This is a genomic window from Humidesulfovibrio sp. (genome assembly GCF_031082295.1).
Taxonomy (GTDB): domain Bacteria; phylum Desulfobacterota; class Desulfovibrionia; order Desulfovibrionales; family Desulfovibrionaceae; genus Humidesulfovibrio.
In genome coordinates, this window is record NZ_JAVHLD010000002.1 from 159,763 (window position 1) to 172,585 (window position 12,823).

9 protein-coding genes are annotated in these 12,823 nt (G+C 65.8%); 8 read left to right on the top strand and 1 reads right to left on the bottom strand.

The features are described 5' to 3' along the window. Positions 1-41: 41 nt before the first annotated feature. Entirely contained in the window at positions 42-1,829 is a 1,788-nt protein-coding gene (locus RDU24_RS02100; RefSeq protein ID WP_308734068.1) for a dephospho-CoA kinase, read from the top strand. Next, on the top strand, positions 1,826-2,551 hold the full coding sequence (locus RDU24_RS02105; RefSeq protein ID WP_308734069.1) for a rhomboid family intramembrane serine protease: 726 nt from the start codon (positions 1,826-1,828) through the stop codon (positions 2,549-2,551). Before RDU24_RS02100 ends, RDU24_RS02105 begins: the two co-directional genes overlap by 4 nt. 16 nt (positions 2,552-2,567) lie before the next feature. Here the strand turns inward: RDU24_RS02105 and RDU24_RS02110 are convergent, their stop codons facing one another. Next, complete coding sequence (locus RDU24_RS02110; protein WP_308734070.1) at positions 2,568-4,505, bottom strand: caspase family protein; 1,938 nt, start codon at positions 4,503-4,505, stop codon at positions 2,568-2,570. Positions 4,506-4,677: 172 nt separating this feature from the next. Between RDU24_RS02110 and RDU24_RS02115 the strand changes: the two genes are divergently transcribed. From RDU24_RS02115 to dnaK, 6 genes are all read left to right on the top strand, one after another. Beyond that, complete coding sequence (locus RDU24_RS02115; RefSeq protein WP_308734071.1) at positions 4,678-5,646, top strand: J domain-containing protein; 969 nt, start codon at positions 4,678-4,680, stop codon at positions 5,644-5,646. A gap of 36 nt (positions 5,647-5,682) precedes the next feature. Then, the gene (locus RDU24_RS02120) at positions 5,683-5,997 is read left to right on the top strand and encodes a chaperone modulator CbpM (protein ID WP_308734072.1); all 315 of its coding nucleotides are present in this window, start codon (positions 5,683-5,685) and stop codon (positions 5,995-5,997) included. Positions 5,998-6,062: 65 nt separating this feature from the next. Beyond that, complete coding sequence (clpB, locus tag RDU24_RS02125) at positions 6,063-8,744, top strand: ATP-dependent chaperone ClpB (protein ID WP_308734073.1); 2,682 nt, start codon at positions 6,063-6,065, stop codon at positions 8,742-8,744. Between the two features lie 72 nt (positions 8,745-8,816). Further along, positions 8,817-10,022 (top strand): aminopeptidase, encoded by a 1,206-nt coding sequence (locus RDU24_RS02130; RefSeq protein ID WP_308734074.1) that lies wholly within the window; start codon positions 8,817-8,819, stop codon positions 10,020-10,022. A 168-nt stretch (positions 10,023-10,190) separates the two neighbouring features. Continuing rightward, positions 10,191-10,742 carry a nucleotide exchange factor GrpE gene (gene grpE / locus RDU24_RS02135; protein ID WP_308734075.1) on the top strand — a complete coding sequence of 184 codons (552 nt, stop codon included), beginning with the start codon at positions 10,191-10,193 and terminating at the stop codon, positions 10,740-10,742. An 84-nt stretch (positions 10,743-10,826) separates the two neighbouring features. After that, complete coding sequence (dnaK, locus tag RDU24_RS02140; protein WP_308734076.1) at positions 10,827-12,749, top strand: molecular chaperone DnaK; 1,923 nt, start codon at positions 10,827-10,829, stop codon at positions 12,747-12,749. Positions 12,750-12,823 lie beyond the last annotated feature (74 nt).

The following is a 12,823-nucleotide window of genomic DNA, read 5'->3' on the forward strand; positions in this document are numbered from 1 at the left end:
GTGTTTGTGCTTTTACCCTCGCCGGGTTATAGAGGCGAACCATGAACGAAACGCCTGAATCAAAATGTTTTGAGCGCGCTGCCGCGCCAAACGACGCCGGGACGCGCCTGGACCAGTTCTGGTCGCGCGAGCTCTCCGGCTCCGGCATCTCCCGTGAACGCATCAAGGACTGGATCGTCGGCGGCTTCGCCAAGATCGGCGGCAAGGCCTGCCGCAAGCCCGGCCATCGGCTGGAGGGCGACGAGAAGCTGGCCCTGCTGCCACCGGCCTTCTCCATCAAGGACTCGCCAGGCGCCGAGGACGGCCCACTGCCCGTGGTCTATCGCGACGACGACCTCGTCGTCATCGACAAGCCAGCCATGCTGGCCACCCATCCCGCGCCCGGAAAACCCGACGGAACGCTGGTCAACCGCCTGCTGCACCATTTTCCTCAGCTCCTGCCGGAGACCTCGGGCATGGAGGGCGAGCGGCCGGGCATTGTGCACCGCCTGGACAAGGACACCACCGGCCTCATCATGGTGGCCCTGAACGAGGGCACGCGCCTGGCGTTGTCCAAGGCTTTCGCCGCGCGCGCCGTGAGCAAGACCTATCTGGCCATCGTGCACGGCCGCCCCAAGGCCGAGCTGGTGGACCAGGAGGCGGGCGACGCCAACACGGGCCGCATCGACCTGCCCATCGGCCGCCACCCCTCCATCCGCACCAAGATGGCCGTGCTGCCGAAGGGCGGACGCGAGGCGCGCACCAGCTGGCGCAGACTGTGGACCGACCGCCTGGGCCGCGCGAGCCTCATGGCCGTGCGCCTGCACACGGGCCGCACCCACCAGATCCGCGTGCACCTGGCGCACATCGGCCACCCGCTGCTGGGCGACCCGGTTTACGGTCCGGCCCAGCACGCCCTCTGGGGCGCCCACGGCGGGCCGCTTGCTGGCCTTGCGCCCCGGCAGATGCTCCACGCCTTCCGGCTGGCCTTCCGGCATCCGCGCACAGGCGAGGTGCTGGACATCCGCCGCGACCCGCCGGAAGACTTTTCCGCGCTGCTGAACGCGCTTGAAGCCGACTGCCAGCGCGTGGTGCTTACCGGCATGCCCGGCTGCGGCAAGTCCGCCCTGCTGCGCGCCCTGGGGCGCCAGCCGCAGCCCCCGCCGACCTTCAGCGCCGACGCTTGCGTGGCCGCGCTGTACGCTCCCGGAGCCGACGGCGCGACGCTCATCGCCCGCAGCTTCGGCCGCGAGCTGCTGGACGAGAGCGGCGGTGTGGACCGCCCGCGCCTGCTGGCCCTGCTGCAGGAAAAGCCAAGCTTGCGCCGGGAGCTGGAAGACATCATCCACCCGCTGGTGCAGCATGCCCTGCGGGAGTTTTGGGCCGCCCACGCCAGCGCGCCCCTGGCCGTGGCCGAGGTGCCTCTGTTCCTCGAAGCGGGCTGGCGTTCCGGTTCCGGCGAGGCCAAAAGCTCTCAGCCCGATGTGCTGGCCGATGTGCTTGTGGGCGTTCGCTGCCCAGAGGAAATGCGCCAGGGGGCCATGCGCGAGTCGCGCGGGCTGACGCCGGAAACCCTCGCGGCCTTCGATTCCTGGCAGTGGCCCGCCGAGCGGAAGCTTTCCGCCTGCGATCTCGTCATCGACAACGACGGCGGGCTTGAAGGGCCGGACGGGCTGGACGGCCGCGCCAAGGAGCTGCTCGCGGCCCTGGCGGCCCAGCGACAGGAACGGGCCAGGCTCTTCAAGGCCCGACAGGACGCCTTGCTCGACGCAGTTGCCGGCGAGACGGTGGAACTGCCCGGAGAGGATCTCGACGAGAGCGAGTTGGATTGGGAGGAAGACGAGGCGTGATCCCGCTCAAGGACGACATACCCAGGGTGCATACGCCCTACGCCGTCATTCTCGTCATCCTGGCCAACGTGGTCATGCACGTGCTCGTCAGCAGGCTGCACCCGGTGGGCCAGGAGCACGCCTACTACCTGTTCGGCGTGGTGCCCGCGCGCTACCTGTTTCCCGACTGGGCGGCTTTCGTGGGCTTCCCAGCCTTGGGCGTACTGCCCTTCTTCACGTACATGTTCCTGCACGGCGGCTGGTGGCATCTGGCCATGAACATGTGGATGCTCTGGATCTTCGCCGACAACATCGAGGACGTCATGGGTCCGGGCCGGTTCCTGGCCTTCTACCTGCTCTGCGGCCTGGCCGCGCTGGCCCTGCACATGTTCTTCAACATGGACGCCACCACGCCCATCATCGGCGCCTCCGGGGCCGTGGCCGGGGTCATGGGCGCGTATGTGCTCCTGTACCCGCGCGGGAAGGTGCTCACCTTCATCCCCATCATCATCATTCCCTACATTGTCCGCCTGCCCGCCTGGCTATTCCTTGGGTTCTGGTTCATCTCACAAGTATTTTCAGGGCTCTTCGAGCAGATGGGCGCGCCGGTCAGGGGCATCGCCTGGTGGGCGCACGTGGGCGGCTTCCTGGCCGGCATGGTGCTGGTGCGCCTGTTCATGACGCCGGAGCGCTGCTACTATTGCGAATACAAGGGAACTCGCACGGACTTCCGCTTCGAGTGAATCCACGCAGAAATGGCTACATGCCCTTCCTGGGCTTCCACTTGGCGGCCTGGGCGTCCAGCTTGACGCGCTCCTCGGCCGGAATATCCGGCGCCAGGGAGCGCAGCCTGATGCCGGACACATCGGAACCGTTGCGCGCGCCCACGGCGAACCAATAATAGGCCAGCGACCGGTTCTTCGGCACGCCTTCACCGTCAAGATACAGGGTCCCCAGCCCGTAGAAGGCGTTCTGGTCGCCCTTGTCCGCCAGGCCCTTGAGCATGGCCAGACCGCCCTGCGGGTCCTTGGGCACGCCCTCGCCGAGGATGGTCATCTTTGCAACATCGATCAAGGCGCTCGTGTTTCCCAGGTCCGCGGCCTTGCGGAACCACTTGAAGGCCTCCACCTGGTTCTTCTTCACGCCGAGATCCTCGCTGCCATAGCGAAGAGATATCCCCAAGGTCGTCATGGCCCAGGTATAGCCACGGCCCGCGGCCTTCTCATACCAGGACCACGCCTCATAGGGGTCCTTCTTCACATGCCCGCCGCGCTCGTACAGTTCCGCCATGAGCATCATGGCATCAATATCGCCCAGGCTGGCGGCCCGCCGCGCGTAGGCCACGCCCTTGGCGTCGGCATCAGGCTTCGGCAGAACCTTCTCGGAAAACTCGAGGTAGGCCAACGCAACCTTGGTCCCGTAGGCCGGTCGCTCACGCACGAGGTCGGCAAAGAGCCGCTCGCCACCGGCAACGTCCTTTGGGCCGCCCTTTCCGAGAATGAACAGCCGACCGAGGTCGAGCCTGGCCTCGGGCTCTCCCATGTCCATGGCTCGGCGCAACAGCTCGCGGGCCTCCACCACGTCCGACGGCGACACCGGCTGGTCCGCAAGGAACTCGGCCCGGAGCACCAGGGCCAGGGGAATGCCCAGCTTGGCGGCCTTGGCCACGGCCTGGTTGCGCACCGCCTCGTCCTCGCTCAACCAGCCCTGGGCAAGCAGGCCGTAGGGGCTGCCCTTGGCCGCCAGCGCCTTGGCCCTGGCAATGAGCTTGGCCTCCACATCCTCGTCACGCTTGGTGCCGCGGTATGCGCCCAGGTCGGACATGAGCCGTGATTCCTCCGGGCTGGCTGGCGGCGGCACCTGAAACGCCGGTGCGGACGCAGGCTTGGGAGCAAGGGACGCCTGGAGCGCGGGCGCGGGAGCAGGTGCTGCCACCGGTCCGGCGAGGGAGAATCGTCCAATGAGCGAGGTGTTTTCCCACGGCACCTGCTTCTTGCCGGAATCGCGCACAACGGCCTCGCGAACGCTCATGAACATGTCCGAAACCGAGAGGCCGGGCGTCGCGATGTTGCGCAGCAGGTGCTGGGTGTACAGGCCGTTTCGCCCGTCGCCATCAGAGGCCACCTTGCCGGGGGCCGTGGCGTAGGCGATGATGGAGCCGGTGGGCGCGTCCATGCGCGCCAGGCCAGCCTCCGCGCTACGGAAAGAGCGCGCAAAGGGGTTGTTGCGGCAGGCGTCGAGGATGACGACATTGGGGCCGTTCCCGGCGTCCTCCATCTTGGCCAGCACCAGTCCGGCGTTCAGGCAACCGTATTTCACATCGCCCTCGGACTGGATCACCGCGTTCACAGGCACAAGATAGTTCTCCCCAGCCACCTGCACGCCATGCCCGGCGAAGTAGAACAGGCCAGTGCCGCCTTGGCGCAGCTTGAGCCCAAACTCGCGAACGGCCTCTTCCATCTGCTGCATGGTGGCGTTCTTGAGCAGCACGACGTCGAAACCAAGCTTCTTGAGCGCTGCAGCAACATCCGCAGCGTCGTTGGCGGGGTTTTTGAGCGGGGCGGTGGGATAGGCAGAATTGCCGATGACCAGGGCCGTGCGCGATGACGCCAGGGCTGAACCAGTTGCAAACAGCAGCAAGCTCGTAACAATAACCAGAATGGGCAGCCAAAGAGGCTGGGGAAAATTGCGATGCATGGCGGCACCTCCGAGCTAGCCGATATTTAACGTGATTCCTATCGCATGGCAAGAATACTCAACGGAAGCTGAAACCTGTGGAAAACTCCCTTGACTTAGCGAAAGTACAGGTTATTCTGGCAGACTGGAACAGAAGATTGCGCCCGATGGCGCGCAAGGAGCAAAGCCCGCAATGAGCGTCGAATACAAGGACTACTACAAGATTCTCGGGGTGGCGCGCACAGCCAGCCAGGACGAGATATCCAAGGCCTTCAAGAAGCTGGCCCGCAAGTACCACCCGGACCTGAACCCCGGCAATCCCGAGGCCGAGAGCAAGTTCAAGGAAGCCAACGAGGCCAACGAGGTGCTGAAGGACCCAGAGAAGCGCAAGCTCTACGATCAGCTTGGCGCCAACTGGCAACAGGGCCAGAATTTCCAGCCCCCTCCGGGGTTTGAGAACATGCACTTCCAGTTCAATGGCGGGCCGGGAGGCGGCTTTGGCGGCGGCGGCTTCAGCGACTTTTTCGAGACCCTGTTCGGCGGCGGCGGCCCACGCGGAGGCTTTGGCGGAGCTGGCGGCTTTGGCGGCCAGCACATGCGCGCCAGGCGCGGCCAGGACGCCGAGGTGAGCTACGAGATCGGCCTGGAACAGGCCTACAACGGCGGGCCGCAGTCCTTGAGCCTGCAGGAGCAGGTCTACGGCCCGGACGGACACCCGCGCATGCAGACCAAGACCCTCAAGGTCAACATCCCCCCGGGCGTCAAGGACGGCCAGAAGATCAGGCTGTCCGGCCAGGGCAGCCCCGGCGCGGGCGGCGGCGGCGCGGGCGACCTGTACCTCAAGATCAAGCTGGCGCCGCACCCGCATTTCAAGGTCAAGGACGACAATGTCATCTTCGACCTCAAGCTTGCCCCCTGGGAGGCGGCGCTTGGCGCCACCGTGCGCGTCCCCACCCTGGACGGCGCCGTTGAGATGAAGATTCCGCCAGGCGTCAGCTCTGGCGCCAAGCTGCGCGTGCGCGGCAAGGGCCTGGGCGCGGCCGGGCATCGCGGCGACCAGATGGTGCGCATCATGATCCAGTCGCCCAAGGACCTTTCGGATGCGGAACGCAAGCTGTGGGAAGAGCTTGCAAAGGCCTCCAGCTTCAGCCCCAGGGGTTGAGCCAATACTTAGAGTTGTAACCCGCGAGGGAAAATCATGACGCTTAAAATGAATGATCCCGATACGCTGCCCATTCCATCGGAGCTCATCGCCTGGACCAGGCTGGTGGAAGTGACCTGTGTGGAGCCAGCCACCATGGCTGAACTGCTGGACATGGGCTGGATCGACCCCGTGCGCACCCATGCCGACGAGTATCTGTTCCGCTCGCGCGACGTGTACCGCATCCAGAAACTGCAGCGCCTGTGCCGCGACCTGGAGATTTCCCACGCCGCGGGCTGCATCATCGTGGACCTGATCGACCGCGTTGAGCGCCTGGAGCAGGAGCTCAGCGAATTGCGCAGACTTTTGTAAACGCCTCAACGACTCAACTTTCCCGCCTGGGCGATTCCCCGGCGGCATTACCGGGAGGACACGACGTGGACCCCAACAAGCTGACCCAGAAATCCCAGGCCGCTCTTGCCGAAGCCCAGAACCTCGCCGTGCGTGGCGGCCACCAGCAGATCGACACCCTGCATCTGCTGGCCGCGCTGGCCACCCAGGACGGCGGGCTGGTCCCGCAGATCATCAGCAAGTGCGGCCTTGACGCCAAGGCCTACGCCAAGGCCGTCGAGGCCGAGATGGCCAAGCTGCCCTCGGTCTCCGGCCCCGGCGCCCAGCCCGGACAGGTCCACGTGACCCAGGCCGTGAACGCCGTTCTTGTTCGCGCCGACGACACCGCCCGGCGCATGCAGGACGAGTTCGTCAGCGTGGAGCATATCTTCCTTGCGCTGGTCGAAGAGCCCCCCTCCACCGGGCCGGGCCGCGTCAACCGCCAGTTCGGCCTGACCAGCGACAAGGTCCTGGGCGCGTTGACGCAGGTGCGCGGCAACCAGCGCGTCACCTCCGACAATCCCGAGGAAACCTACGACTCCCTCAAGAAATATGGCCGCGACCTGGTGGAGGAAGCCAAGTCCGGCAAGCTCGACCCGGTCATTGGCCGCGACACCGAGATAAGGCGCGTCATCCGCATCCTCTCCCGCCGCACCAAGAACAACCCGGTGCTCATCGGAGAGGCGGGCGTTGGCAAGACCGCCATCGCCGAGGGCCTGGCCCAGCGCATCGTCAAGCAGGACGTGCCCGAAGGCTTGAAGGACAAGACCATCTTTGCGCTGGACATGGGCGCGCTCATCGCCGGGGCCAAGTATCGCGGCGAGTTCGAGGAGCGCCTCAAGGCCGTGCTGAAGGACGTGCAGAAGTCCGAGGGACGCATCATACTGTTCATCGACGAGATGCACACCATCGTGGGCGCGGGCAAGGCCGACGGCGCCATGGACGCTGGCAACATGCTCAAGCCCCTGCTCGCCCGCGGCGAACTGCACTGCATCGGCGCCACCACCACCGACGAGTACCGCAAGTACATCGAGAAAGACCCGGCGCTCGAACGCCGCTTCCAGCCGGTAATGGTCGACGAGCCGAGCCTGGAGGACACCATCTCCATCCTGCGCGGCCTGAAGGAGCGCTTCGAGGTGCACCACGGCGTGCGCATCAGCGACTCGGCCATCGTGGAGGCCGCCACCCTCTCCAGCCGCTACATCACCGACCGGCAGCTGCCGGACAAGGCCATCGACCTCATCGACGAGGCTGCGGCCATGATCCGCACGGACATCGACAGCCTGCCCACGGATCTGGACGAGACCAACCGCCGGGTGCTGCAGCTTGAGATCGAGCGCGAGGCTTTGCGCCGCGAGACCGACACGGCAAGCCGCGACCGCCTGGAGAAGCTGGAGGAGGAACTGGCCGAGCTGAAGGACAAGCAGGCCGAGCTGCTGGGCCAGTGGGAGCGAGAAAAGGGCGCCATCGAGGGCGTGCGCCGCATCAAGGCCGACATCGAGCAGACCAGGCTTGAAATCGAGGAGGCCGAGCGGGCGCTGGACTACAACCGCGCCGCCGAGCTGCGGTACTCCAAGTTGCACACGCTGGAGAAGCAGTTGGCCGAAAGCGCGCCGTCTGATGATGACGACGAAAAGCCGCGCCTGCTCAAGGAAGAGGTCGGCCCGGACGACATCGCGAGCATCATCTCCCGCTGGACCGGCATCCCGGTGACACGCCTGCTGGAGGGCGAACGCGAGAAGCTCCTGCGCCTGCCGGAGCAGCTGCACCAGCGCGTCATCGGCCAGGAAGAGGCCGTGCAGGCCGTTTCCGACGCCGTGCTGCGCGCACGCGCGGGCCTGAAGGATCCGCACCGCCCCATCGGCTCGTTCCTGTTCCTCGGCCCCACGGGCGTGGGCAAGACCGAGCTGTGCAAGACGCTGGCGAGCGCGCTGTTCGACACCGAGGACAACATGATCCGCCTGGACATGAGCGAGTACATGGAAAAGCACACCGTGAGCCGCCTCATCGGAGCGCCTCCGGGCTACGTTGGCTACGACGAGGGCGGCCAGCTCACCGAGGCCGTGCGCCGCAAGCCTTACTCCGTTGTCCTGTTCGACGAGATCGAGAAGGCCCACCCGGACGTCTTCAACACGCTGCTGCAGATCCTGGACGACGGGCGGCTGACGGACGGACACGGCCGCACCGTTGACTTCAAGAACACCATCCTCATCATGACGAGCAACATCGGCTCGCAATACATGCTGGCGGGCATCCAGCCGGACGGCGCCTTCGCCCCCGGAACGGAGAACCAGGTCATGGAGGCGCTGCGCAGCCACTTCCGGCCGGAGTTCCTGAACCGCGTGGACGAGACCGTGCTGTTCAAGCCGCTGCTGCAAGGCCAGCTCATGGCCATCATCGAGCTCCTGGCGGGCAGCTTGCGCAAGCGGCTGGCGCACCGCAAGATGGGCCTGACCATCACCGACGCGGCCAAGACCTTCATGGCGGCGGCGGCGTATAACCCGGTGTACGGCGCGCGCCCGCTTCGCCGCTATTTGCAGACGCACCTGGAGACCCCGCTGGCCAAGGAGATCATCGCCGGGCGGCTGGAGGACGGGGCGCAGGTGGTTGTGGACGTGCAGAACGCGCGCATCGTGTTCGGCTACACGGACGAGGACGGGAACGTGGTGTTTGACGCCGAGGTGACGCCGCCCACGCCCAATATGGACGGCGGCAAGGCGATACAGTAGCCTCAACTCATCTGACTCACCGCCGGGCGGGCCGACGTTGAAATTGTTAGGCTCGCCCGAGCGGAGGTATACGTGCGACTATTCACCCACGACCAGCTCGCCTCCTACGCCGAGGTCCTCATCTGGGCCTTGCGCACCAGCCGCAGCGTGCCCTTCAAGAACGGCGAGCTGGTGCTCCTGCGCTACGACCACGACGCGCTCCCGCTCGCCGAGGCCGTCTACGCCACGCTCATGGACGCGCACCTGCACCCGCTGCCCATGGCCCTGCCCACAGCCTTCATGCAGTCCGAGCACTTCGGCAACTCCAGCTTCGGCCAGCTCACCTTCAGCCAGCCCGGGCTGGACGAGCTCTACCGGGGCACCGCCGGGGTCATCACCATCCTCGCGCCCGACGACCTGACCCACCTGGGCCACATCGACCCGCGCACCATCGCCGCGGGCGAGCAGACCGAGATGCAGGCCGCCAGCGTGCTTGACCGCCGCCGCCGCGCGGGCCTGCTCGGCTCCACCGTCTGCCTCTACCCCACCGAGGCCCTGGCCGAGGCCAGCGGCATGGACTTGAGCGAGTACGCCGAGCGCCTGGCGCGGGCCTGCCTGCTCTTCACGCCCGACCCCGTGGCCGAGTGGAAACGCACCCGAAAGGAGCTGACGGAGATCGGCAAGTGGCTGGACGGGCTGAACATCTCGCGCCTGCACCTGGAGAGCGCTCGCACCGACCTGACGCTTTGCCCCGGCGACAAGCGCAAATTCGTGGGGGTCACGGGCCGCAACATCCCCGGCTTCGAGCTGTATCTTGCCCCGGACTGGCGCACGGTGGAGGGCGTGTACTTCGCCGACCAGCCGTCCCTGCGCTGGGGCCGGATATTGTCCGACGTGCGCCTGGAGTTCCACGGCGGGGTCGCGGTGAACACCGAGGCCGGTCGCGGCGCACAGTTCCTGGCCGGGCGGCTGGCAAGCGACGGGGGCGCGCGCCGTGTGGGCGAGTTCTCGCTCACGGACAAGCGCCTGTCCAAGGTGGAGCGCTTCATGGCCCACACGCTGCTGGACGAGAACTACGGGGGCGAGTTCGGCAACTGCCACATCGCGCTGGGCGGGGCCTCGGCGGCGAGCTTCACCGGCCCCTCGGACGAGCTGACCCAGGAGCGCGAGGCCGAGCTCGGCTTCAACGCGTCGAGCATGCACTGGGACCTGGTGAACACCGAGGCCAAGCGCGTCACGGCTATCCTGCCCGAAGGCCGCCGCCGCACCATTTACGAGGACGGCCAGTTCCTCGTCTAGCGCGAGCGCGATTTCGGGTCTTTCGCGGTCAAAAACCGCACCTCTCCCTGTTGACATCCCAAAGCCCGTGTTTACTTATTTCAATGTCGCGACGCCGGGACAGCTTGTGTTCAAGCCTCCCGGCGTCCTTGCACGTTTTTAGAGCAACACGCACACGACGGAGCCGAAATGTCGAAAACCGAGAAGAACGAAGCGCAGGAGCCCGAGGCCGAGGCTCCCAAGGTCGACCTGAGCGAGGAAGAACTCCAGGCGCTGTGCAAGGCCCACGTCTGCACCAAGTGCGCGGTCATGGCCGAGGCCGAAGACATCAAGCTGCGCGCCCTGGCCGACAACGAGAACTTCAAGCGCCGCATCCAGCGCGAAACGGAAGAAGTGCGCCGCTATTCCACGGAGTCGGTGCTTTCCGACCTGCTGCCCGTGCTGGACAACCTGACCCTGGCCCTGGAACACGCGGGCGACAACCCGGCATGCAAGAACCTCGTCATGGGCGTGGAAATGACCCGCAAGATCTTTCTGGACACGCTGAAACGGCATGGACTGGAGTGCGTGGGCGCCTGCGGCGAGACCTTCGACCCGGCCAAGCATGAGGCCATCGGCACCGTGTGCGAGGCGGGACAGGAAGAAGACTGCGTGACCAAGGTGACCCAGAGCGGCTACGTGCTGAAGGGGCGCGTCATCCGTCCGGCCAAGGTCCTGGTGAACAAGAAAACCGAAGCGTAAGCTTTCCGGTCTTTACAACGACGAAAGCGGACTTACTAAAAGCCTCAACGACAAACATCATCCCCCACCCTGGAGGTTTGCATCATGGGCAAGATTATCGGCATCGACCTTGGGACCACGAACTCCTGCGTCTACGTCATGGAAGGCAAGGACCCCAAGTGCATCACCAGCCCCGAGGGCGGTCGCACCACGCCGTCCATCGTGGCCTTCACGGACAAGGAGCGCCTGATCGGCGAAATCGCCAAGCGCCAGTCCGTCACCAACCCTGAGAAGACCATCTCCGCCATCAAACGCCTCATGGGCCGCCAGTACGACTCCCCCGAGGTCAAGAAATGGCGCGAGCACTGCCCTTATAAGATCGTCGCCGGCAAGAACAACGACGCCTGGGTCGAGATCGCTGGCAAGAAGTACAGCCCGCCCGAGGTTTCCGCCTTCATCCTGCAGAAGCTCAAGAAAGACGCCGAGACCTACCTGGGCGAGGCCGTCACCGAGGCCGTCATCACCGTCCCGGCCTACTTCAACGACTCCCAGCGCCAGGCCACCAAGGACGCGGGCAAGATCGCCGGCCTTGAGGTCAAGCGCATCATCAACGAGCCCACCGCGGCCTCCCTGGCCTACGGCATGGACCGCAAGAAGAACGAAAAGATCGCCGTGTTCGACCTGGGCGGCGGTACGTTTGACATCTCCATCCTCGAAGTCGGCGACAACGTCGTCGAGGTGCGCGCCACCAACGGCGACACCTTCCTGGGCGGCGAAGACTTCGACCAGCGCGTCATCCAGTACCTGGCGGAAGAGTTCAAGCGCGAGAACGGCATCGACCTTTCCAAGGACCGCATGGCCCTGCAGCGCCTGAAGGAAGCCGCCGAGAAGGCCAAGCAGGAGCTCTCCTCCACCATGGAGACCGAGATCAACCTGCCCTTCATCACCGCCGACCAGAACGGCCCCAAACACCTCATGATCAAGCTCTCCCGCGCCAAGCTGGAGAGCCTCGTCATGGACCTTGTGGAGCGCACCATCGGCCCCTGCAAGAAGGCGCTTTCCGATGCCGGCCTTACCGCCAAGGACATCGACGAAGTGGTGCTGGTGGGCGGCATGACCCGCATGCCCCTGGTGCAGCAGAAGGTCGGCGAGTTCTTCGGCAAGGAGCCCAACCGCTCCGTGAACCCGGACGAGGTCGTGTCCATGGGCGCGGCCATCCAGGGCGGCATCCTGGCTGGCGACGTGAAGGACGTGCTCCTGCTCGACGTCAGCCCCCTGTCCCTCGGCATCGAGACCATGGGCAGCGTGTTCACCAAGCTCATTGAGCGCAACACCACCATCCCCACCCGCAAAAGCCAGGTGTTCACCACCGCTGCGGACAGCCAGCCCTCGGTATCCATCCACGTGCTCCAGGGCGAGCGCCCCATGGCCAGCGACAACATGACCCTGGGCCGCTTCGAGCTCACCGGCATCCTGCCCGCGCCGCGCGGCGTGCCGCAGATCGAGGTCACCTTCGACATCGACGCCAACGGCATCGTCAACGTCTCGGCCAAGGACACCGGCACCGGCAAGGAGCAGTCCATCCGCATCACCGCGTCGAGCGGCCTGTCCGAGTCGGACATCGAGCGCATGGTGAAGGACGCCGAGGCCCACGCCGAGGACGACAAGAAGAAGCAGGCGCTCATCGAGGCCCGCAACCACGCCGACTCCCTGGTGTACAACACCGAGAAGTCCCTGCGCGAAATCGGGGACAAGATCGACGCCGTGGTCAAGGGCGACATCGAGAGCAAGATCGAGAACGTCAAGAAGCTGCTTGAGGGCGACGACGCCGAGGCCATCAAGGCTGGCGCCGACGAACTGGCCCAGGCCTCCCACAAGCTGGCGGAGCAGCTCTACGCCCAGAAGCAGGGCGAGGGCGAGGCTGCCGGTGCTGGCGGCTGCGCTGGCGGCACCTGCGGCGGCGCCGGACAGGGCGCAAAGCCCGCCGACGACAACGTCGTGGATGCCGACTACACCGAGGTCAAATAGCGCATAAGCGCGTTTGCTTGCCTTGCGGGGCAAGAGCGAGTAGAGTTTACCCGGCCTGCGGACTTCCGTGGGCC